The sequence below is a fragment of the Clostridium sp. AM43-3BH genome, from assembly GCF_003479985.1.
GTDB classification, from domain to species: Bacteria; Bacillota; Clostridia; order Lachnospirales; family Lachnospiraceae; genus Otoolea; species Otoolea fessa.
On record NZ_QUIH01000006.1, the window covers coordinates 35,361 to 58,309 of the forward strand.

General features: G+C 49.0%; 22 protein-coding genes. 4 read left to right on the forward strand and 18 right to left on the reverse strand.

All coding sequences use genetic code 11. From position 1 onward, the window contains the following. Positions 1-7 precede the first annotated feature (7 nt). The 7 genes from DW931_RS10455 to DW931_RS10485 all read right to left on the reverse strand — a co-directional run bounded on the left by DW931_RS10455 (position 8) and on the right by DW931_RS10485 (position 9,289). A complete protein-coding gene (locus tag DW931_RS10455; protein WP_107000677.1) occupies positions 8-3,886 on the reverse strand; it encodes a DNA-directed RNA polymerase subunit beta in 3,879 nt (1,292 codons plus the stop codon). Positions 3,887-4,195: 309 nt separating this feature from the next. Further along, entirely contained in the window at positions 4,196-5,464 is a 1,269-nt protein-coding gene (locus DW931_RS10460) for a TRAP transporter large permease (protein WP_118482416.1), read from the reverse strand. An 11-nt stretch (positions 5,465-5,475) separates the two neighbouring features. Beyond that, positions 5,476-5,934, reverse strand: a complete 459-nt coding sequence (locus tag DW931_RS10465) for a TRAP transporter small permease (protein ID WP_118469151.1) — start codon at positions 5,932-5,934, stop codon at positions 5,476-5,478. 11 nt (positions 5,935-5,945) lie between these two features. Next, the gene (dctP, locus tag DW931_RS10470) at positions 5,946-6,977 is read right to left on the reverse strand and encodes a TRAP transporter substrate-binding protein DctP (RefSeq protein ID WP_118482415.1); all 1,032 of its coding nucleotides are present in this window, start codon (positions 6,975-6,977) and stop codon (positions 5,946-5,948) included. Then, on the reverse strand, positions 6,977-7,669 hold the full coding sequence (locus DW931_RS10475; protein WP_118482414.1) for a DUF2848 family protein: 693 nt from the start codon (positions 7,667-7,669) through the stop codon (positions 6,977-6,979). The genes dctP and DW931_RS10475 overlap by 1 nt, the downstream gene beginning before the upstream one ends. A gap of 29 nt (positions 7,670-7,698) precedes the next feature. Continuing rightward, positions 7,699-8,484: a carbon-nitrogen family hydrolase gene (locus DW931_RS10480; RefSeq protein WP_118482413.1), complete on the reverse strand. Its 786-nt coding sequence runs from the start codon at positions 8,482-8,484 to the stop codon at positions 7,699-7,701. A 139-nt stretch (positions 8,485-8,623) separates the two neighbouring features. Continuing rightward, positions 8,624-9,289, reverse strand: coding sequence for a GntR family transcriptional regulator (locus tag DW931_RS10485; protein WP_118482412.1), 666 nt, complete (start codon positions 9,287-9,289; stop codon positions 8,624-8,626). A gap of 265 nt (positions 9,290-9,554) precedes the next feature. Between DW931_RS10485 and DW931_RS10490 the strand changes: the two genes are divergently transcribed. Then, positions 9,555-10,040, forward strand: a complete 486-nt coding sequence (locus tag DW931_RS10490; RefSeq protein WP_022360091.1) for a hypothetical protein — start codon at positions 9,555-9,557, stop codon at positions 10,038-10,040. A 93-nt stretch (positions 10,041-10,133) separates the two neighbouring features. Here DW931_RS10490 and DW931_RS10495 read toward each other — a convergent pair whose 3' ends face one another. The 3 genes from DW931_RS10495 to DW931_RS10505 form a co-directional block, all read right to left on the reverse strand. After that, the gene (locus DW931_RS10495) at positions 10,134-10,583 is read right to left on the reverse strand and encodes a DUF1934 domain-containing protein (RefSeq protein ID WP_022360090.1); all 450 of its coding nucleotides are present in this window, start codon (positions 10,581-10,583) and stop codon (positions 10,134-10,136) included. Positions 10,584-10,586: 3 nt separating this feature from the next. After that, entirely contained in the window at positions 10,587-11,450 is an 864-nt protein-coding gene (gene murI / locus DW931_RS10500) for a glutamate racemase (RefSeq protein ID WP_118469160.1), read from the reverse strand. A gap of 137 nt (positions 11,451-11,587) precedes the next feature. Continuing rightward, positions 11,588-12,649 carry a D-alanine--D-alanine ligase family protein gene (locus DW931_RS10505; protein ID WP_022360088.1) on the reverse strand — a complete coding sequence of 354 codons (1,062 nt, stop codon included), beginning with the start codon at positions 12,647-12,649 and terminating at the stop codon, positions 11,588-11,590. A 285-nt stretch (positions 12,650-12,934) separates the two neighbouring features. On the opposite strand from DW931_RS10505, the gene DW931_RS10510 reads away from it, so the two are divergent. Next, the gene (locus DW931_RS10510) at positions 12,935-13,630 is read left to right on the forward strand and encodes a hypothetical protein (RefSeq protein ID WP_146143913.1); all 696 of its coding nucleotides are present in this window, start codon (positions 12,935-12,937) and stop codon (positions 13,628-13,630) included. Here DW931_RS10510 and DW931_RS10515 read toward each other — a convergent pair. From DW931_RS10515 to DW931_RS10540, 6 genes are all read right to left on the reverse strand, one after another. Then, the gene (locus DW931_RS10515) at positions 13,575-14,201 is read right to left on the reverse strand and encodes an HD domain-containing protein (protein WP_107000681.1); all 627 of its coding nucleotides are present in this window, start codon (positions 14,199-14,201) and stop codon (positions 13,575-13,577) included. The genes DW931_RS10510 and DW931_RS10515 overlap by 56 nt on opposite strands. Positions 14,202-14,298: 97 nt before the next feature. Next, the gene (locus DW931_RS10520) at positions 14,299-15,519 is read right to left on the reverse strand and encodes an aldo/keto reductase (RefSeq protein ID WP_118293622.1); all 1,221 of its coding nucleotides are present in this window, start codon (positions 15,517-15,519) and stop codon (positions 14,299-14,301) included. Further along, positions 15,516-16,196, reverse strand: coding sequence for a GntR family transcriptional regulator (locus tag DW931_RS10525; protein ID WP_107000683.1), 681 nt, complete (start codon positions 16,194-16,196; stop codon positions 15,516-15,518). The genes DW931_RS10520 and DW931_RS10525 overlap by 4 nt, the downstream gene beginning before the upstream one ends. Further along, positions 16,180-17,091 carry a 4-(cytidine 5'-diphospho)-2-C-methyl-D-erythritol kinase gene (gene ispE, locus DW931_RS10530; protein WP_107000684.1) on the reverse strand — a complete coding sequence of 304 codons (912 nt, stop codon included), beginning with the start codon at positions 17,089-17,091 and terminating at the stop codon, positions 16,180-16,182. Before ispE ends, DW931_RS10525 begins: the two co-directional genes overlap by 17 nt. A gap of 55 nt (positions 17,092-17,146) precedes the next feature. Further along, positions 17,147-17,848 carry a GNAT family N-acetyltransferase gene (locus tag DW931_RS10535; RefSeq protein ID WP_107000685.1) on the reverse strand — a complete coding sequence of 234 codons (702 nt, stop codon included), beginning with the start codon at positions 17,846-17,848 and terminating at the stop codon, positions 17,147-17,149. A 3-nt stretch (positions 17,849-17,851) separates the two neighbouring features. Next, a complete protein-coding gene (locus tag DW931_RS10540) occupies positions 17,852-18,379 on the reverse strand; it encodes a peptidylprolyl isomerase (RefSeq protein WP_107000686.1) in 528 nt (175 codons plus the stop codon). A gap of 283 nt (positions 18,380-18,662) precedes the next feature. On the opposite strand from DW931_RS10540, the gene DW931_RS10545 reads away from it, so the two are divergent. After that, entirely contained in the window at positions 18,663-19,103 is a 441-nt protein-coding gene (locus DW931_RS10545; RefSeq protein ID WP_107000687.1) for a hypothetical protein, read from the forward strand. Positions 19,104-19,470: 367 nt separating this feature from the next. Here DW931_RS10545 and DW931_RS10550 read toward each other — a convergent pair whose 3' ends face one another. Then, positions 19,471-20,829: an alanine:cation symporter family protein gene (locus tag DW931_RS10550; protein ID WP_107000688.1), complete on the reverse strand. Its 1,359-nt coding sequence runs from the start codon at positions 20,827-20,829 to the stop codon at positions 19,471-19,473. Between the two features lie 241 nt (positions 20,830-21,070). On the opposite strand from DW931_RS10550, the gene DW931_RS10555 reads away from it, so the two are divergent. Beyond that, the gene (locus DW931_RS10555; RefSeq protein ID WP_107000689.1) at positions 21,071-22,048 is read left to right on the forward strand and encodes a zinc dependent phospholipase C family protein; all 978 of its coding nucleotides are present in this window, start codon (positions 21,071-21,073) and stop codon (positions 22,046-22,048) included. A 136-nt stretch (positions 22,049-22,184) separates the two neighbouring features. On the opposite strand, the gene DW931_RS10560 is transcribed toward DW931_RS10555, so the two are convergent. Continuing rightward, positions 22,185-22,778: a hypothetical protein gene (locus DW931_RS10560; RefSeq protein WP_181357194.1), complete on the reverse strand. Its 594-nt coding sequence runs from the start codon at positions 22,776-22,778 to the stop codon at positions 22,185-22,187. Between the last annotated feature and the right edge of the window lie 171 nt (positions 22,779-22,949).

The window sequence follows — 22,949 nt, forward strand, 5'->3', positions numbered from 1 at the left end:
CTATCGATTATTCTTCGTCGTCAGATCCATTATCATCGGAAACGTCTGCATAGTCATCGTCTGTATAGCCGTCTGCCTCTGCTGTATACTCATCATGCTCTACATCGGTCAGCTCACCATCTTTAAATTCCTGCTCCTGGTAACCGTAGTTGCCGAAGGACTCATTCTGAGAGTAACGCTTGCTGTCACCCTCGATGACGGAACGAAGATCGGTATCGCCTTCGTCGATGTTCTCCTTGAGCTCGATCTCGGAACCGTCTTCTGCCAGAACTCTGACATCCAGACCCAGGGACTGAAGCTCTTTTAAGAGTACCTTGAAGGACTCCGGAATACCCGGCTCCGGAATATTCTCGCCCTTGATGATTGCCTCGTATGTCTTCACACGACCTACCACATCATCGGACTTCACGGTCAGGATCTCCTGCAGCGTATAGGATGCGCCATACGCCTCCAGTGCCCAAACCTCCATCTCTCCGAAACGCTGGCCACCGAACTGAGCTTTACCACCCAGCGGCTGCTGTGTAACGAGGGAGTAAGGACCTGTGGAGCGTGCATGAATCTTATCATCAACCAGATGATGCAGTTTCAGGTAATGCATGTGTCCGATTGTAACCGGGCTGTCGAAGTATTCGCCGGTACGTCCATCTCTCAGGCGGACTTTACCATCGCGTCCGATCGGAACGCCCTTCCAGAGTTTTCTGTGCTCCAGATGGGTACCCAGATACTCCATAACTTCCGGATCTACAATATCTTTATATTTTGCTTCGAACTCTTCCCAGGAGGTGTTGACATAGTCATTTGCCATCTCCAGAGTGTTCTGAATATCTTTCTCGTCTGCACCGTCGAAAATCGGGGTGGATACATCAAAACCAAGTGCTTTGGCAGCAAGGCTTAAATGAATCTCCAGGACCTGTCCGATATTCATACGGGACGGTACGCCCAGTGGGTTCAGTACGATGTCGAGCGGACGGCCATTCGGAAGGAACGGCATATCCTCAACCGGAAGCACACGGGAAACGACACCCTTGTTACCATGACGACCAGCCATCTTATCGCCGACGGAAATCTTTCTCTTCTGTGCAATGTAGATACGAACGGTCTTATTTACACCCGGAGCCAGCTCGTCGCCGTTCTCTCTTGTAAATACCTTCGCATCAATGATGATACCGTATGCACCATGCGGTACTTTCAGGGAGGTATCACGAACCTCTCTTGCCTTCTCACCGAAGATCGCACGTAACAGGCGCTCTTCTGCGGTCAGCTCGGTCTCTCCCTTCGGAGTAACCTTACCTACCAGGATATCACCGGCACGAACCTCTGCACCGATGCGGATGATACCGCGCTCGTCCAGATCTTTCAGTGCATCCTCGCCGACACCCGGAACATCTCTTGTGATCTCTTCCGGTCCCAGCTTGGTATCACGTGCTTCTGCCTCGTATTCCTCGATATGGACGGAGGTATATACATCCTCCTGAACCAGACGCTCAGACAGAAGAACGGCATCCTCGTAGTTGTAGCCTTCCCAGGTCATGAAGCCGATCAGCGGGTTTTTGCCCAGACCGATCTCACCGTTGCAGGTGGACGGACCATCTGCGATAACCTCGCCAGCTTCGACATGGTCATTCTTGTATACAATCGGTTTCTGATTGTAGCAGTTGGACTGGTTACTTCTCTTGAATTTTGTCAGATGGTATACATCGCGGTTTCCATCGGAATCTCTCTTGATGATGATCTCGTTGGAAGCGGAGCGCTCAACCACACCGGCATTCTTTGCAACGACACACACACCGGAGTCAACAGCTGCCTTCGCGGAAATACCGGTATCGACAACGGCTCTCTCGGTGGTCAGAAGCGGTACCGCCTGACGCTGCATGTTCGATCCCATCAGAGCACGGTTCGCATCGTCGTTCTGCAGGAACGGAATCATGGAAGTAGCTACGGAGAATACCATCTTCGGGGATACGTCCATCAGGTCGATTTTCTTCTTCTGGAACTCGGAGGTCTCCTCACGGAAACGACCAGATACGTTATTGTGGACGAAGTGTCCTTCTTCGTCTAACTGCTCGTTTGCCTGTGCAACAACGAAGTTATCTTCCTCGTCTGCTGTCAGGTATACAACCTCATCCGTAACAACCGGGTTGGACGGATCGGTTTTATCTACTACACGGTACGGAGCTTCGATGAAACCGTACTCATTGACACGTGCGTAAGATGCCAGGGAGTTGATCAGACCGATGTTCGGTCCCTCAGGTGTCTCGATCGGGCACATACGGCCATAGTGTGTGTAGTGTACATCTCGTACCTCGAATCCGGCACGGTCCCTTGACAGACCGCCAGGACCCAGGGCGGAAAGACGTCTCTTATGGGTCAGCTCGGACAGCGGGTTGTTCTGATCCATGAACTGGGACAGCTGGGAACTTCCGAAGAACTCCTTGACTGCTGCTGTAACCGGCTTAATATTGATCAGGGACTGGGCAGAAACACCTTCCATGTCCTGTGTTGTCATACGCTCACGTACCACACGCTCCATACGGGACAGACCGATACGGTACTGGTTCTGAAGCAGCTCGCCGACCGCACGGATACGACGGTTGCCCAGATGGTCGATATCATCTGGATTGCCGATGCCGCCTTCCAGATGCATGTTGTAGTTGATGGAAGCGATGATATCTTCCTTCGTAATGTGCTTCGGAATCAGGTCATGGATATCTCTGCGGATAATCTCTTTTAACTCCTCATCAGAAGCGCCGGCATTTTCTTCCAGAATACCCTGGAGAACCGGATAGAATACTAACTCTGTGACGCCTACTTCTTCCGGATCGAAATTCACATAAGCGCCCAGATCTACCATCATGTTAGAAAGAACCTTGTGATTCTTCTTCTCACCCTGAATCCATACAAACGGAACGCCTGCGTTCTGGATGTCAGTAGCAAGTTCCTTGGTGACCTTTGTTCCCTGCTCCGCCAGAATCTCTCCGGTAGTTGTATCAACCACATCCTCAGCCAGAACGTGACCTACGATACGGTTCTTAAAGTGAAGCTTTTTATTGAATTTATAACGACCCACCTTTGCCAGATCGTAGCGGCGCGGATCGAAGAACATGCTGTTTAACAGGCTCTCTGCGCTGTCTACGGAAAGCGGCTCACCCGGACGAATCTTCTTATATAATTCCAGAAGACCATCCTGGTAGTTGTTGGACGGATCCTTCTCGAAGCTCTTCTCCAGTTTCAGCTCATCGCCGAACAGGTCAATGATCTCGGCGTTAGTACCGTAACCAAGAGCACGGATCAGAACAGTAACAGGAACTTTTCTGGTCCGGTCTACACGCACGTAGAAAATGTCGTTGGAATCTGTCTCATACTCCAGCCAGGCACCCCGGTTCGGGATAACGGTGCAGCTGTATAACTCTGTACCGATCTTATCGTGCGCGATTCCATAATAAATACCAGGGGAACGAACAAGCTGGCTGACGATAACTCGCTCCGCTCCGTTGATAACGAAGGAGCCGGTGTCGGTCATAAGTGGAAGATCACCCATGAAAATCTCATGTTCATTGATCTCATCTTTATCTTTATTGCAAAGTCTTACCTTTACCTTCAGAGGAGCTGCATAGGTCGCATCGCGCTCTTTGCACTCTTCGATCGTATATTTGATATCGTTTTTACACAGTGTAAAATCCACAAATTCCAGACTCAAGTGACCTGCGAAATCCGTGATCGGGGAGATATCAGCAAACACTTCTTTCAGTCCCTCATCCAGGAACCACTGATACGAGTTTTTCTGAATCTCAATCAAATTCGGCATTTCCAGAACTTCTTTTTGTCTTGAGAAGGTCATCCTTACACCTTTACCGGTTTTTACCGGACGCATCCTGCTTTTCTCCATTCGATGTTTCACCCCTGTTTTCTTTCTATCTCTATGGTTTGCATTTTTCCATCTCCGAACCAGCCTTGTTTCATGCTGACGGAGCTGCACTGTCATTTGGGCATACGAATACCCGGAAAACACAGTTTTCCACAATAGTGCATTCTCCATCTTAGCATGGGATTTGATGGGTGTCAAGTGGTTTTTTTGATAGATTTGGAATAAATTTGGAATGATTATGAAAAAGTTTTCTCAAGAAACGCCAGAATCCGGACAGACAACAGACGCCGCTCCCCAGATGATAGCGGCGTCCGATTTTTTATAGAAATTTTATGCAAATAAATTCGGTAAAAATGTAACGGTCTGTGGAATATAGGTAATTACTAAAAGGACAACCAGGAGAACTGCTAACATAGGCAGCAAATCTCGCATCTGGTCTTTCAAGCTTACCTTGGCAATTGAACCCGATACAAACAGGCACACACCCAACGGAGGCGTACACATACCGATTGTCAGGTTGACTGCCATGACCAGGCCAAAATGGATCAGGTCAATTCCCATTGCCTTAACAAGCGGCAGGAAGAGTGGGGTAAAGATAACCAGCGCGCTTGTCGTATCGATGAAGGTGCCTGCAATTAACAGAATCACATTGATGATCATCAACAATACATATTTGTTGCTGACCGTGCTGGACAGCAGGGCGCTGACGGTCTGCGGAACCTGTGCAACCGTGATAACCCAGGTAAACAGACTCGCACAGGACACAACGATTAAAACCTGTCCCGTTGATTTTGCACAGTCCACAAAGAGGTCAAACATCTTGGACGGCTTTAACTCCCGGTAAACAAAACCGCCGATGATGATCGCATATGCACACGCGATAGCGCCGGACTCAGTTGCCGTAAAAATACCAGATAAGATACCTCCAATGATGATAATCGGCATAATCAGGGCAAGAAGGGCATCTTTTCCGGTACGGATTCTCTCCTCACGGCTCGCCTTTTTCTCACGTCCTACATAATGTCTCTTTTTTCCTACATAATAACTGTAAATCATCAGTCCGAGTCCCATGATAATGCCCGGGATAAATCCACCGATAAACAATTTACCAACGCTCACACCTGCCATCGTTCCGTATAGCAGAAGTGGAATACTCGGAGGAATGATCGGTCCAATCGAACCGCCGCAGGCGATTAACGGAGCCGAAAACGTATCTTCATAGTTTTTCTCACGCATGATCGGAATCATAATGCCGCCGATCGCTGCGGTTGCCGCGATCGCAGAACCTGTGATCGCCGCAAAGAACATACACGCCAGAATACTTACCAGTGCCAGACCACTTGGAAAATGTCCGATCAGCGCATCGGCAAAATCGACGATTCTTCTGGAAATACCGCCCTGAACCATCAGACCTCCGGCAAGGATAAACAGCGGAATCGCAATCAGCGCCGTGCTGTCAGCACCGGTGAACATTCTCTGGATAACAACAATTAACGGGGTTCCTCCCTGGATAATTCCAGCCACCGATACCATTCCGAGTGAAAAGCAGATCGGAATTCCTATTAAAAACAAGACAAATAATAAGACAATATAAATCATACCTTTCCCTCCTAATCATTCTTTTTCAGCTGCTCTGCCATATTTTTAATCATATAGAACAGCATAATCGCTCCGGCACTTGGAATACTTGCATAGTAAACACTCATTGGAATCGGCAGATAGGAAGTTGTCTGCGTCCATCCAAACGCACAGAATTTAATTCCAAATACAATCATAAAAATGAAAAAGAGAGACAATACCAGGTCAATTCCCAGTTCCACCACCTTGCGGATTTTAACTGGAAACGACATCAGCAGAACATCCACGTTCAGGTGTTCCTTTTCCCGCACACACCACGCAGCGCCCCAGAATACCAGATAGGTAAATGCCAGACGCAGGATATCCGTACTCCACGGAAGCGGAGATTTTAAAACAAAGCGGCATAAAACCTGCAAAAAGGTAATGACAAATACCACAATCGCGCTGATTCCCATGACAGCTTTTGTAATCTTATCGACCAGACCAGACATTTCCCATCCCCCTATTCTTTCCCATGCGTATTTCTATACTCTTCAACCGCCTGTTTTACCTTTTCCGTCAATTCCGGCGGAACCAGTGCCGTTACAGCCGGTTCCTGATACAGGCTGGCCGTTGCATCCTGGAAGGACTGTAAATCCGGATCCTTGCATACCTTTACGCCGTTCGCTTCAATCGACGCAAGCATCTCTTCTTCCATGTCCGTTACTTCCTGACGCTGTGTATCTTTTGCGTATTCAGCCGCCTCATCGATCCAAGCGCGATCTTCATCGGTCAGTTTATTATAAAAGTCAAGGTTCATGATCATGCTTTCCGGCGCATATGTGTGACCATCCAGAACCATATATTTCTGCACTTCATCAAACGCAGAACTGGAAATAGACGCGATCGGATTTTCCTGACCATCTACAGTTCCCTGCTGAAGAGCAGTATAAAGCTCGTTAAATGCGATCGGCGTCGCAATAAATCCAAGGTGATCTGCCAATGAGAACCAGATCGGCGACTCCTGTACACGGATCGATAATCCCTTCATGTCGGATGCCTTGGTCACTTCTTTTTTATTATTCGTAAAATGACGGAAGCCTAACTCACAGAAACCCAGGTGTTTAAAGCCCTGTGCCTCAAACTTCGGTTCCAGTTCTTTCTGCAGCGTATTATCCAGGACATAGTATGCTTCCTGCTTATCCGCAAAGAGATACGGGATTGCCAGAACCTGCGTCTCTGGCACGAAGCTTGGAAGCGCGCCATCCGTTGTTACAATCGCAAGCTCTATCGAACCAATCTTGACGCCTTCCGCCATTTCGCGCTCACCGCCCAGCTGCGCGCTCGGGTAAATCGTCACTTCGAACCGATCACCTGCCAGTTCCTCCAGCTTTTCCTGAAATGCCGCTGCCGCCATCGTTGACTGGTGCTTCTCATTTCCAACTGTCGCTATTTTCAACTTGATATGTCCGCTGTCTGATGTACCGCCGCAGCCGGTCAACACCGTTGCTCCCAAGACAAGTGCCGCGAACGTCCCTGCCCAACCTTTTTTCATTACCGTTCCTCCTCGCTGATGACATCCACTTCATACTCCGACGATAACTTCCGGTTCAGCTTTTTATCTTCCATCTCATAGCGGAATTTACTGCCGAAACGGAATCCATCCTTGACCGGCACCGTTCCGGAAAAGATCACACAATTATCAATTCCGCCAACCCGCTCGTCCAGTTCTTTTAAAATGGTCTCCACTGGGAGAATATCTGCCAACGTTCCCTCCTGATATAAAACTTCCGTTCCGTCCAACGTCTGCCAGGAATGAAGCTCTATCTCATCCCAGTGATCCTTGACATCCTCGTACTCCCAAACGGTATCGCAAATCGGCTTCGCACAAATCTGTTTCGCTTTTGGAACACTGGCTGCCTCAAGCTCCCGGTCTGTGTGGTCGCTTCCCAATCCGATGTAAATCGTCTTATCTTTAATGACAATCACATACTCGACTTCTCCACAGGTCTTTTCGCCCACAAACGCCAGTTTCTTTTCCTGTGTTAAAACGTAATTGCCACACTGGAAAATGGTCGGTATTTTCTTCGGTGCCGGAACGCCTAATTCCCGTTCCAGTTCTTTGATATGCTCCATCGTCTTTTCAATGTTTCTGCCTGCATATCCAATGGCAAACACCCTCTCATAATTCAGCTCCAGCGGCTTTTCTCCGTTCTTTCCCTGAACCGTAAAACACATTGTATCCATCCTGTTTCCTCCTTATTCCATTCCCTCTTTTATATCTTATATACTTCCGGCAGCCGATCCCGATAAACATTGATCGAATCTCTGACCCCATCGACTGCTCCAATCTCCATATCTGCCATCAGTATCTGTTCCGCTTCTCCGCCCAGCACCAAGCACTCTCCCATCGGTCCATAGACGGCAGAATGTCCGCCGCACTTTGTATTTCCAGCCGTTCCGACCGAATTAGTACAGCATAAAAAGCTCTGACTTTCAATTGCCCTCGCCCTGTTCAAGGTATCCCAGTGAAGAAGTCTCGTATCCGGCCACTGTGCTACCACAAACTGGACTTTTGAACCCGCAAGCATCTCGGAACGAATCAGTTCCGGGAACCGGATATCATAACAAATTACCAGACTGCACGGGATTCCATCCAATTCAAAATTGCAGATGTTTTTTCCATGTTCAAAATACTCATGTTCGCCGGACGGGCTGAACAGATGCACCTTGTCATATTCCATCACCACTTCGCCGTCCCGGTTAAAGACAGCGGCTGTATTATAAATCTTCTCATCCCGGCAATTTGCCACGGAACCGGCAATTATATTGACACGGTATTCTTTCGCCAATCTGGAAAACAGCTTTTTGGTCTGTTCCAGATCTACATCCGATGCCTCTTTCAGATTTTCTCTCGGAAAAAATCCGGTGTTCCATGTCTCCGGAAGTGTAATCACATCCGGTTTCAGCTCTGCAGCCACCCGGACCAGCTTTTCTGCTTTCTCAAAATTCGCCTCCGGCTTTCCCAACTGCATATCCATCTGAATCATCGCAACTCTCATACCTAACCTCCAATTTTTTGCGATATTTGGTATTCGGTATTTGGTATACCATTTATTAGAATAATAACACCCTCCTCTTTTATCGTCAATTTACTCTTTTCACAAAAACCGCTGTCCTTTTTTGGATGATCTTCCAATTTTATCTGGCATTCCGCTCCATTGCATGATTCTGGTTGATATTTTTCTCTGTCTCCTCCATATGGATTTTCATCGCCTGAACTGCCGCTTCCACATTTTTCTGTTTCAATGCATCTAAAATTCCCTGGTGTTCATCGATCGTTGTCTGGCGCCGTTTATCCGTCCCCATCACCGCCTGCATTCCCATAAAACGGAACATGTCATAGTAATTGCTCAGCAATTTTAAAAGCTCCCTGTTCTGGCTCATCTGATAGATATAGGTATGAAACTCTCGATCCAGCTGAATAAATCTCGTTATATCATAATGTTCCAGGACTTCCTTCTGTTTCTCCTGAATCTCTTCCAGACATTTCAGATCATTCTCTGTGATATTTTTCGCAGCGTCCTCGATCGCAGATAACTCCAGCGCGCTTCTGACACGGGTCAGCTCCCACATATAATGCGGGTCAAACTCCCGTACCACCGTTCCCTTATAGGTTTCCATCTGAAGCCAGCCATCTCTGGCGAGCATCTGCATCCCCTCACGAATCGGTGTACGGCTGATTCCAAGTTCTTCTGACAGTTTTCTCTCATTCATCACAGATCCCGGCGGATAAATCCCCGTCATGATCCCCTTTTTTATCTCATTATATACCTGGTATTTATACCCCAGCTGTTTTTCTACCATGATTGCCCTCACATCTATTTATTTGAATCTAATTAGAATTCATCATCCCACATGTATCAACTATCATATGCATATCACACGGTCACTCTGATTGTCAAGCTATTTACCAGTTTTCCGATGGTGCCAGCACTTACAGATTCAGCTTTTTCTTGCCATTTCCCCACTCCAATGCTATAATACATAGTAATTGCGCGGTTATTTTCGTGTTCCATGCGAAATGGGATTGGATTTTCGTCCCGCCGCTATCTACAACGGAGGTATATATATGTCATTTTGGAATGTACTGCTAGTTATTATCGTCATTCTGGCTATCCTTCTTGTCGTACTGTATATTCTGGGTTCCCGGATGCAGAAACGTCAGGCAGAGCAGCAGACTATGATCGACGCTTCGAAACAGACTGTTTCGATTCTGGCGATTGACAAAAAGAAACTGAAAATCGGAGATTCCGGTCTCCCGAAGATGGTTATCGACCAGACTCCATGGTATATGAAGTGGGCGAAGCTCCCGATCGTAAAGGCTAAGATCGGACCGAAGGTTGTGACCATGATCGCGGATGAGAAGGTATTCCTTCAGTTACCGCTCCGCACCGAGGCAAAGGTTGTCATCAGCGGTCTTTATATCACAGAGATCAAGAGCGTGCGCGGAGGCATCCCGCCGCTGCCGAAGAAGAAAAAATTCTTTGACCGTTTCAAGAAAAATACAGAAGAGGCAGCAAAGAAAGAAGCTTCCAAGTCCAAGAAAAATAAATAATGGATCTTAAAATCCCGGAAATGTAACTGATTGCACGTTTCCGGGATTTTTGATTCATCGATTTTATTTCTTTGTTTCTATATTCTTTTATATTTACTGCTCTTTCAGGTTCAATTTCGCCGTCGCCTTCGATTTCACATCAATTTCAATATGGCTTTGGCTGGTCTGCTCATAGTTGAGTTCCAGCGTATAATCAATCTGGATTTTCAGATGATCCGGACCTTCATTGATCTTGATGCGGTCGGTCGTGACGCCCACGATCATCTGACCGTATGGAGTCACATAACAGCTGACATTCGGACGGTTCTCCTGAAAAATCATATGCGCCCGCGCATCGCCTCCCTTGATCATATCGACGCTGTCCGCATTGGCTTTGATGGTATTGCGGATACTTCCTTCCTCACCCTCCAGGATCTCATCATAGATGATATAATGCTTGCCATTTTTGAAATAATAGCTGCCTGCCGTGATAACCTCCAGGTTATTCGTCTCCCCGTCCGCAATATGGGCACCGCGCACGGATACAAGCACATCTTTCGTCATATTTTAATACTCCTCAATGTTAATCTGTTTCGTGTCTTTTACCTCTTTTGGCAGAATCGCCTTGGCAAAACGCGTAAAATTCTCCGCCCGGTCGCTGACAAAGAACTGATACTGGTCAAGAATCGGCTCCCCGGCAGCAGCGCGGCGGCTGTTTTCCTCCGAAAAACGTTCCAGATCCTCCGAACTGCGTGTCAGATCCATGTCCCGCAGCAGAGTTTTAAGTTCAACCGCCGTCTCATATGCCGGATTTACCAAAGTCACCTCGTCACCCATCAGCCGATGCAGCGTCGAACGCAGCAGCGGATAATGCGTACATCCCATAACCAGCGTATCAATGTATTTTTCTTTCAGCGAAGAAAGATACCGGGAGGCAATCTCATCTGTTACCGAATCATGGAAGAGTCCTTCCTCCACCAGCGGCACAAAGAGCGGACATGGTTTTCCAATGACCTCAATATCCGGGCGCAGTTTCTGCATTTCTCTGGTATAAATACCGCTCCGGATGGTCGCCTCGGTTCCAATCACGCCAATCTTTCCATTATGGGTTGCCTCGGCAGCCGTGCGCGCGCCCGCGTAGATAACCCCGATGATCGGGATATCCAATTCCTGTCTGACCGTCTCCAGTGCACACGCCGAGGCCGTGTTGCAGGCAATCACGATCGCCTTGACTCCCTGTGTTTTCAGAAAACGGATGATCTGGCGGGAATAGCGCAGCACCGTCTCCTGCGATTTGCTTCCATATGGAACGCGCGCCGTATCTCCAAAGTATACGATGCGCTCCTGCGGCATCTGACGCATGATCTCACGGGCTACCGTCAGACCGCCGATGCCTGAATCAAAAACTCCGATCGGGGCATTTCTATCCATGTTTACCTTCCTTTCGGCAAAATTCTTATGGTCATGTTTCCATTCTTTCCCGAACTTCTGTGTATATCGAATCATATAACGTCCAAAAGTAGATTCTCTCGCACTGTTTCAGGATTCTGAAACATTTTTATTTATTTCTAGGCTTCGTAGCGTTTCAGTCCGTGTTCAATCAGCTTTGTCACCATCTCCGGCTTCGGGATTCCGGCCGCCTCAAAGAGCATCGGGTACATACTGATCGCGGTAAAGCCCGGCATGGTATTGATCTCATTGAAGATAACCTCGCCGTCCTTCGTCACAAAGAAATCGACACGCGACAGACCATAGCCATCTACCGCCTTGAAAATACGTCTCGCCGCCTGACGCACACGCTCGGTCGCATCGCCCGGAAGCTCTGGATTTACCACGGTTCTGGACTCTGCGTTGTAATATTTCGCATCAAAATCATAGAAATCGGCTGCTGCCAGAATCTCGCCAACACCGGAAGCGATGACCGGTTCTGTGCCATTTCCAAAGACCGCACATTCGATCTCACGGCCGACGATCGTCTCCTCAACCAGAATCTTGCGGTCATGGTGCGCCGCCTCCTTTAAGCCTGCAATCAGCTCTTCGCGATCCGACGCCTTGCTGACACCTCTGGAAGAACCTGCATTGGACGGCTTGATAAATACCGGATATGCGAACCGGTTCTCGATGCGTGCCACAACCTCATCCATCTTTTCAAGTTCTTTGCGGATGACCAGCTCATATGCCGCCTGGCGCACGCCTGTGTGGTCAACGATCTGTTTTGTATACACTTTATCCATCGAAACGCTGGACGCCAGCACACCGCATCCGACATACGGGATTTTTGCCAGCTCAAAGATGCCCTGAATGGTGCCGTCCTCTCCCCAGAGTCCATGCAGAACCGGGAATACCACATCAATGCGGATCATTTCCGCCTTACCATCTTTCAGGACGATCACGGATTTCTCCGTTGCATCCGGGGAAAGGATCGCGGTCGTCGTGTTCTTTCTCCAACTCTCATCCTCGATCTGCTCGACCGAGTCAACCAGCAGCCATTTTCCCTCTTCGGTAATGCCGATCAGGGTTACATCATAGCGCTCTGTATCTATATTTTTAATGACATTGATTGCCGACATACATGAAACAATATGTTCCGAAGACTGTCCGCCAAATACCACAAGTACACTCTTTTTCATAATATCCGCCTTTCTGCCGGGTGTGGGAAGCTTCTGCTTCACCACGCGCCGGAATGCTATTCCAAAATATAGTTTAAATTATACCATAACTGTCAATACTTGCGACAAGAAGATTCGATTTCGTTGTTACTGTTCACGCATACGTGCCCAGTAACGGAATTTGCCGTGGCTTCGCATTTAAATACGGCAAATTCCTGCTGCCACCACGTTTTCTTACGGCACTTTCGGTTCCAAAAGTGCCTACCTGTGAACAGTAACATTTCGTTCAGTAAAAGGAGAGCCATTATGATAAATCAAATGATTTCGTTCCATCCTGAAAATTGTCCGTCACCCACATCCAGGATTCATCCACCTGTCACCAATAAATGCCGCCATTTTTCCACCGGTTCCTGTAAACCTTCCCATCTATACGGTGGAACACTCCCGCATCTCGCCTTATGTTCCATGCTCTTATTTCTGCTTTTCTGCCTGCCTCTTCTTAGTTTTACCAGAAACCAGATTCAGCCGGAAGTCCTGGCGTACGCGATCGCCCCGCCGATCCTGCAGACTCATGTGATCGACAACTGGTGGGGTGTTCTCTATCCGCCGCCCGCCCTGTCCGGAGGTGTCATGCCGGAAGAAAACTCAAAAAATCAGAGCGCCGATTCCGTCTCTGACGCTCTGATTTTTGATAACGATATGAACTGGCTGTCGCAAAAGAAGCATATCATTTTTGATGTAAACAAGAAAGATACTGCTCTGATTTCCTCTAAAGCTGACCCGATGACTTGCTCCAATCACTCGGAATGTTCTGGAACAGCTTCAGCTTCCAAAATAACCACCGAACCGACAGAATCTTCTTCGAACTCAAAAATAACAGCCACGCACGCCGTTTCCGCTGACAGCAGTCTGCCGGATAAAGCTCATGCTTCCTCCGACAATTCGATTACTCTTCGGGTAACGTGTCGTTTTTTATCTTTCCTTCCCGGAGGCTCGGAGTGATGAAATTCTCATAGGAATAGTTCCACAGCGTCTCCGAGCCCTTGGCGGTATTCTTATTTCTTCCAAGAATCTGGCTCAGGTGCACGCCGCGCGTCGCCCACGCCTTTCCCTTGGAAGCATCATTGAGCATCGTCGGCTGGATGTTGTCCATCGTATGCGCAAACCGTGCTTCCGGCGTCTCCCCGGCTTCAAATTCATCCCAGAGAGCGCGCAGTTTTTCGCCCTGATCCGGCGGCAGCATTCCGAAAATGCGCTCTGCACCCTTTAATTCTCTCTCCCGCTGGGTTTTCTTCGCCTCCTCATCATAGGCATATGTGTCGCCGGCGTCGATCTCGACCAGATCGTGAATCAGAAGCATGGTAACCGTTTTCAGCACATCGATCGGCTCATTGGAATACTCCGCCAGAAGCACCGTCATGATCGCCATATGCCATGCGTGCTCCGCGTCATTTTCCTTCCGCTCGCCGTCTGTCAGATACGTCTGGCGACCGATAAATTTCTCCTTATCTATCTCCCGGATAAATGCAAACTGCTGCTCCAGACGTTCTTTCTGTTTCTGATTTATATCCATTGTTTCCGCCTCCCTGGTCTATTTCACCACATTTCTAGTTACTGTTCACGCATACGTGCCCAGTAACGGAAAAATGCCTCTTGCATTTATCCTCTCTTTACAGTCTCTTCCCTGCAAGAACCTCTTTATAATCCTTATAATTCTCCTCCAAAAGCTTCGGCGTATCCAGACCATACGGGCACATCGACTTGCAGTGTCCGCAATGCAGGCAGTCCTCTATCTTCTTCATCTTCGCCTGTCCCTCCGGGGAGAGGTATCTCGCTGACGGAGAACGGCGCAGAAGCAGGGACATACGCGCACAGTTGTTGATCTCGATTCCTGCCGGACACGGCATACAGTAGCCGCAGCCCCGGCAGAATTCACCTGCCAGCTCTTTCTGGTCTTTTTCAATAACAGCTTTCAGCTCGTCCGTCAGTTCCGGTGGATTGCCGATGTAGCTTAAAAATTCGTCCAGCTCGCTTTCCTTCTGTACACCCCAGATCGGCAGTACATTCTCAAACTGTGCCATATAGGCATAGATCGCAGCCGAATTGGTCAGCAGACCGCCCGACAGACCCTTCATTGCGATAAATCCCATTTTGTGCTCCGCACAGGCCTTCGCCAACGCGATCTCCCGCTCGGTGGAAAGATAATTAAATGGGAACTGCAAGGTATCGTAAAGCCCCGACTCGATCGCCTCCTCCGCAATGCTCATGCGGTGGTTCGTGATGCCGATGAAACGGATTTTCCCCTGCTCTTTTGCTTCGAGCATCGCCTCATAAAGACCGCTTCCGTCTCCCGGCTTCGGACAGACTGCCGGATTGTGGAACTGGTAAATGTCCACGTAGTCTGTTTTTAAGTTATGTAAACTCGTCTCCAGATCCTTCCAGAAGCCTTCCGCCGTCGTTGCCGCTGTCTTGGTCGCAATATAGATATGCTCGCGCACATCGCTCAATGCATAACCGATCTTCTCCTCGCTATCCGTATAGAAGCGTGCCGTATCAAAGAAACGGACGCCCGCGTCATACGCCTTGCGAAGCAGTACCTTTGCATCATCAAAAGAAATACGCTGGATTGGCAGCGCGCCAAATCCATTTTTATTGATGATAATATCCGTCTTTCCAAGGGTAACCGGCGTACCGGCTACCCTTTCTCTTTTATCCAGCATCTCTTTCAGCGCCTCGTCGCTGTCATCGATCCAGACATCCTCCTCATCGGCGTTGAGACCGAGATATTTTGCCAGTGTCCGCTCATCATCCGACCGATTCCAGCGGGAAATGTAGCGATCGATTTCCTCAAATGGAATCTGACCGGACAGGTACAATTCTTTAAATGTCATACTTCCTTCCGCTCCTTTAAATTCTTAAGTACCGTAATTTCCTGGTTATCTATGTGCCCCCTGGCTACCGCCTTTGCCTCCGCCATATGGCGCAGACGCAGTGCCGCCAATATTTTTTCATGCTCTAACTGCAGAATCTGCCGTTTATCCTCGTCCTTGATGTATTCCAGACGGAACCGGTACATCTGCTCACGCAGGTTGTTCAAAATCTGCACCAGACGCTTGTTGCGGGTCGAATGGTAGATCACGTCATGATATGCCTCGTCCGTCTCCGCGATCTTCATCGCATCGCCCTGATCAATCGCCGCTTTAAATGCTTTCTGTGCTTCTTCCAATGCCTGCATATCTTCTTCCGTCATGCGCTGGCACGCCAGCTCAATCGCCAGTTCCTCCAGCGAACGGCGCACTTCCAGCACATCTTTCAGGCTTTTTTCCGAAATCCGCGCCACCTCCGCGCCGCGCCGCGGAATCATCAGAACGAGTCCTTCCAGCTCCAGCTTGCGGATCGCCTCACGGATCGGGGTGCGGCTGACGCCCAGCTTCTGTGCCAGCTGAATCTCCATCAGGCGCTCGCCCGGTGCCAGCTCTCCCTTTAAGATTGCCTGGCGGAGTGTGTTGAATACCACATCCCTGAGTGGGAGATATTCATTCATTTTAACCTCAAAATTGTTCCCCATCTGCGTGCCCCTTCCTGTTGTAAAAACTAGTCAGGTATACCTGTTTCGCCAGATCCTGGCTGCTGCCATAGCGGAGTTCCTCATACGCCGCCTGCGCCGCCGTCTGGTTCGTAAACAAGCCAAATACGGTTGGACCGCTTCCGCTCATCAGAGAGCCGTCCGCGCCCATCTCCATCATCTTATCTTTGAGTGTCTGAATCACCGGATTTTCCGGGATCGTCACCGTTTCCAGCACGTTTCCAAGCTGTGAAACGACGCCGGAGAGGTCTTTTTTCTCGATCGCCGCCCGCATCGCATCAATATCCGGATGCGCCTCTGCACCCAGAGACGGCAGGTTTAAGCTCTCGTACACATGCTTCGTTGAAACGCTGACCGCCGGTTTGGCAATCAGCACGCGGCACTGCGGCATCGGCGGAAGCGGTGTCAGGATCTCCCCGATTCCCTCCGAAAGAGCCGTTCCCCGCATGATACAGTACGGCACATCCGCCCCCAGACGGACGCCGCGCTCCATCAGCTCCTGTTTCGAAAGCCCCAGTCCGAACATCTTGTTGACACCAAACAGGATTGCGGCCGCATCGCTGCTGCCGCCTGCCATCCCGGCTGCCACCGGGATAAATTTCTTCATCTTGATCTCCACACCGTCTCGGATTCCAAACTCATCCATCAGAAGTTTCGCCGCGCGGTAACCTAAGTTATTTTCATTGTCCGGCAGATAATAAAGGTTCGTTGAAAGACGGATTCCCTCTTCCTCCGTCCGGTTCAGTTCGATCGCGTCGTACACGCGCACCGTCTGCATGATCATCCGCACTTCGTGGTAGCCGTCTTCTCTCCGGCGGACTACATCCAGACCGAGATTGATCTTTCCATATGCTTTCAGCTCCAGATGCCTGATCATCGGTCATTCCTCCCATCGTTCCCTTAGTGTAATCACACTAGATTGTATTTTTTCATTATTTTGTATACAAGCTATTATATCCTTTTTGCATACAAAATACAATAGAATCCTTGCAAGATGAAGGTACCTGAATGAATCCCATTTTTTCCGCCAATATCCGTGAAGCCGTGTTGGAACGCTTCGTGCGAAGCCGGATCTTATCCAGCTCCAACGTTTCAAACCCGTATTTCACAATCGCCCGGCAGGCTTCCAGCGCATAGCCCTGACGGCGGAACGGTTCATAAATATGATATCCCAGCTCTCCGTCCGTCAGCCCCGCCTTTCCAACCAGCACACCATCCGCGCGGCGTTCCAGCGCCCACAAACCGCACTCGGCAAAGCGGTACTGGTGTTTCCGGTATTCCTCGCGTTTGTTCCAATCAGAAAAAGTTCCGTCGGCATCCTCAGCGGATGCCGGTTCCAACGGATCGTCCTGGGAAAATTCACGAATGATGAGGCGGTCGGTTTCCGCGATGAACCACGGGAGAGCCAGATGGCGGCGGACGACGCGTTCCAGGAATGTTTCATCGGCGTCTTCAGGGTCTGTAATAAGGTAAAGGCAAAATGAATAGTCGGTCGGCTGTTTTTCCTCATTTTCCCTCCATAAGCCAACAATAGCTCTCCCGGCTGCTTTCGCAGCCTGAAGAGCTTCGTTTTCATCGGAGAGAATCACCGGGTATGTCTGTCCCGCAATGGTTACTTCTCGTTCGATTGTCATAGATTATCTTTCTTTTCCTTTTTCCGGCTCCGGGTACTCCTCGCCAAAGGTGTCAACGGTCATCTTTTTGATCTTCTGCTCCTTCAGCGGACGATCGCCCCAGTCGGTGCGGACACCGGCAATCTTGTCCACGATATCCAGACCTTCAACTACCTTCCCGAAGGATGCATACTGACCATCCAGATGCGGGGAAGTCTCATGCATGATGAAGAACTGGGAACCTGCGGAGTTCGGGTCCATCGCACGCGCCATAGAGAGAACGCCCTTGGTGTGCTTGAAATTGTTCGTAAACCCATTCTGGCTGAACTCACCCTTGATGGTATACCCTGGACCGCCCATACCGTTTCCATTCGGGCATCCGCCCTGAATCATAAAGCCCTTGATGACACGGTGGAAGATCAGACCATCATAAAAGCCCTTCTTGATCAGGCTGATAAAGTTGTTGACTGTGTTCGGCGCAATCTCTGGGTAGAGCTCTGCCTTCATGATATCACCATTTTCCATCTCAATGGTAACAACTGGATTTTTCATGTATGTTTCCTCCTGAATTTTAAAAAATACCTCATTAAGTGGTCACATTATACCATAAGAACGTTCGAAAATCGACTGTTTTTCGTTCCATATTTGTCCATTTTCTTTACATTTCGTAAGTTTCTCCTCACAATTCGTTCACATTTATGGCTTAAGATGTATAGCACAATGTCGAAATGGACATTCTATGCGAAAAGATGAATGTTGCGCTCAGGAATCATCATCTGTCCTGCATCATACATCTGTGAGCAAACTAAGTCAAAAGAAAGGTTGGTAATGTACTATGAAAAAAACATATTTTGCTATCCTGGGCGCGGCTGCGATCCTCTCGCTCGCAACCGCCTGCTCTTCCAAAAACGTGAATGAACCGACTGCTAATGAATCGTCCCAGTCCGCCTCCTCCGAGTCCAGCTCGAATGGCATGGACGAAAGCAGCCCGATGGATGATTTAAAAGAAGACGCCAAAGACGCCGTTCTTCCATCCGAAGGAACTGCCGATGCAAAACAGTCCACAATGACTGGTACGATCAGCGACATCAAAGACTTTATGTTTACGATCACCGCCGACGGAACCGATTATGAATTCAGCTTCGAGCAGGATCAGAAACCGGACGGGCTTTCTGATGTAAAAGATGGGGATAAAGTTACCGTAACGTATACGGGAACCGTCAGTGAAGTGGATGCATTCAGCGGAACCGTTTTATCAGTTAAAAAAGCGGAATAAGGATTGTTGACACACTTTATACCCGTATTTTTTATGGCAGTCTTGACAGACGAAGCACGCAAAATATCTGCGCTTCCTGCCCAGGCTGCCATTTTCGATCCTCCGAACATAAGATATATTTATCGTAATCATGGAATCCATGTTCCGCGTTCATATTTCGTTCACACTTCATTAAAAAACCTTTTACACAATTAACATGGTTTCTTCACGATTTTTCCCTATACTATAACCATAGCAACAAGCAATGCTTACAAATTTTTTTCATAATACCGAGCTGAGTTTATATCAGCTCTCCTCCCTTTTTCAATACCAAAAGACCTCTCACTGCTGGAGAGGTCTTTTGTTGTATCTGAATTTCTCAACTCTCTCACCGTTCCGGTCTTCGTACCTTCCTGCCAAGCAGCACCAGCGCTGCAAGATTTGGCACCGCCATCAGCCCATTGAAAATATCAGATACCGCCCAGACGGCTTCCATCCGGTTGACGCAGCCGAGAAAGACTGAGGCAAGATAACCTCCGTGATACAAAATACATATTTTGTCGGCACGCTTCTGTGGGACACCCCGCATCAGCCATCCAAGTGCCTGATCGCCGATGTAAAACCAGGCAAGGATCGTGGCAAAGGCAAACAGCACCATACACGCCGCCGTCACTATGCCGCCTGCATTTCCAAAACGGGCTGCCAGAGCCGCCGCCACCGCGCCGCTGCCGCCCAGGGAATCGATCTTCTCGGTCAGATTGTGTGGAAATACACAGAGCAGTAAAAAAGCGGTCAGACTGCACCCTATGATTGTATCGAAAAACACCTCGAAAATCGCCCACATTCCCTGTTTCTGCGCTTCCTGCCTCTGTCTTAGCCTCCCCTTTCCCTCACTCATCCCATGTAGCACCGCCAGACTCCCCAGGCCCGCCTCATTGGAAAACACACCGCGCGATACCCCGCTCCGGATCGCCGCTGCCATTCCGTACCCGGTCATCCCGCCCGAAATTCCTGAAAAATTCAAAATACTGCTTCCAGCCGTCTGTCCTGCATTATCTGCCAGTCCAAATGCCCCGCCCACAATGTTCCCCAATACTTCCGGTATCTGATCATAAAAGCTGAACACGGCGATTCCACCTGCCAGCAGATACAGCCCCGCCGATACCGGTACCAGCACCGAAGCCGTCCATCCGATGCGTTTTGCCCCGCCAAAGAGCACCACGGCAGTCAAAACTGCCAGTATGATACCGGTTCCAAGCGGCGGCAGGGACGCTGCATAGCGCAGACTATCCGCCAGCGCCCCCGCCTGTACCATACATCCCATACCAAGCGACGCCAGCACGCAAAACAGGGCATAGCATTTTCCAGCGAAACAGCTTCCAACCCCATTTTCCAGATAGGCATAAGGTCCGCCCCCATACAAAATTCCCAGATAAACCTCCGTATATGCCAGCGCCATCCCCAGAAATGCCGCCGCCCACATCCAGAACACAGCACCCGGACCACCGATCGCCAACGCGGCTGCCACGCCCGTGATATTTCCCGTTCCGACCGTCGCCGCCAGCGCGGTGCAGGTCGTCAAAAGCTGTCCTTTCCCGCCGCTCCCAACCGTCTCTCCCCACCAGACTCTGATATGACGGATCGGAAATCCCCGCAGACGCACCATGCAGAGGACTCCAACCGCCAGAAACAGTCCCAGAAGCCACGGTCCCCACACCATTTTCTGTACGATTCTGAGCGCTTCCATCCGAGCACCTTTCTATATCTATTTTCACTCTATCAAACCAATCTTATGATTTACTATGATATTTTATTCTCCAAGCCGTGATATTGCCTTACGAGAACTCTCTTTCCATCCACCTTTTCTTACACTTTCTGTAAACATCCGCAAACCCCATGACAAACCAGACCGGCAGTGCTACAATAAGCATATCGGACAGGCGGACAAATTTCCAAATCTCTGTCCTTCTGGAAAGGATGAAAACAATATGCCAGGTTTTACCACGCACTATATATTCGGCATGAAAGCATACAACGATATGCCGTTCACACCCTTAAAACACACGATCGCCAAATACCGCTGGCTCTACCAGCTCGGTCTGCAGGGACCGGATATGTTTTTCTATAATATCCCGATCCTGCGCCACCGCGATTACCGCAACGTCGGTTCCTATATGCACGAACACAAGGTAAACGCCTTTTTTGAGTGCTGTCTGCGCCGTATTGGAACTATCCGCTCGCGCCAGCAGCAGGAGGAAGCCATCTCCTATCTGGCCGGATTTATGAACCATTACATTGCCGATTCGATCTGTCATCCTTACGTGTACGGGCGCATCGGCTATCCGGTGGATGCCCCGACCTCCATGCATCACGGGATGCACGCACATCTGGAAAATGAGCTCGACGCGATCCTGCTCTGGAAATATAAAAAAAAGAAGCCGTCTGAATTTAACCAGACCGCCACGATCTGTCTAAATGGACAGGAAATCCAGTTTATTTCCCATTTCCTGGCTTCCTGCATCAACGAAACCTATTATCCGATCACCTACCGCAACAACTTCCAGGTTACTCCGGCGATGGTGCACCGCTCCATCTGGGCGCTGCGCTTCGGCTGCCGGACACTCTCGGACAAGAACGGCAAGAAAAAATTCGGCATTGCACAGGTCGAATCCATCTTCGTCAACCACCCAGTTGCTTCCGCGAAAATGGTAACGGACTCCGTAACCGACTACCGGAGCAGCTGTAACCTAAACCACGAAGCATGGGGCAACCCGTGGGATCCGACCCGCGTCTCAACCGCATCGTTTGTTGATCTCTTCCATGAAACATTGGACAAATGCAGCCGTGTCTATGCGCTTTTAAACAGCGCCGTCACAGACAACATGCCGTTAGATAAACAGGATTTATCGCCGCTTCTGGCTGAACTGGGGAATGAGTCTTATCACAGCGGACTACCTGTTGAGTGAAAACACGTACTTCGGTTCCTGGTAAATAAAAGCTGTCATATGAAGAACACTCATCTGTTTCTCATATGACAGCTTTTTTGATCACTTTTCTCTTAATTATACACAGAAAATATCCCGTGTCTGTGCAGACAACCTCTTATTCTGCGTTCTCTGTCTCTTCCTCCGCCTCAGTCGTATCGTACTCGCCTGCTGCTTCTTTCTCTTTCACCTTGGAAATCAGCTCTTTGGTATCCGGAAGTTTGAAATCTGCGCCAGCCTCATAGGAACCACTGATAAACCATGCGTCCTCGTTATCCTGGTCGCTCTCCGGAACGATGCTGTAGGACAGTGCATACTGTTTCCACAGTCCGCCGTAGGAATCTTCACCGGACATCTCAATCGAGAAGTCCTGGGTGTGGACAATGTCGTTGAATCCCTTGATTAAATCTTCCGCATAGGTTCCTATCTGATCATCCGGCAGATCATCTGCCACTACCCAGATCAGCATGATCTGTTTCTTGTTCGGCTCCATATAGAAATGGAAATCGCGGCCGTACTCGTAGGTACTTGTATCCTTAAACATGTCTTCCGCGTCCGTGCTGACCTGTGTCCAGTCGATCTCAACATTTTCCTGGGTCTCAAAATTCGGATCTCCGACTACCGTCTCAGAAGTCGGTTTTACAATCGTACTCTCCGTGCATCCGCTGAGCAGCGCCATACACGCAACCATCATTATCAGAAGTTTTTTCATCGTGTTCTTCTATCCCTTCATTCACTCATTCACAGCCGGAACCAGCCCGAACCGCATGGCTATTATATAATATCGCCTTTTGTTTTTGTAGTCATTTTAGAAAAATTCAAAAAATCTTCATACTTTCCAAAATTTCCCGTAAACAATCCATCTGGACCATTTTACCGCCAT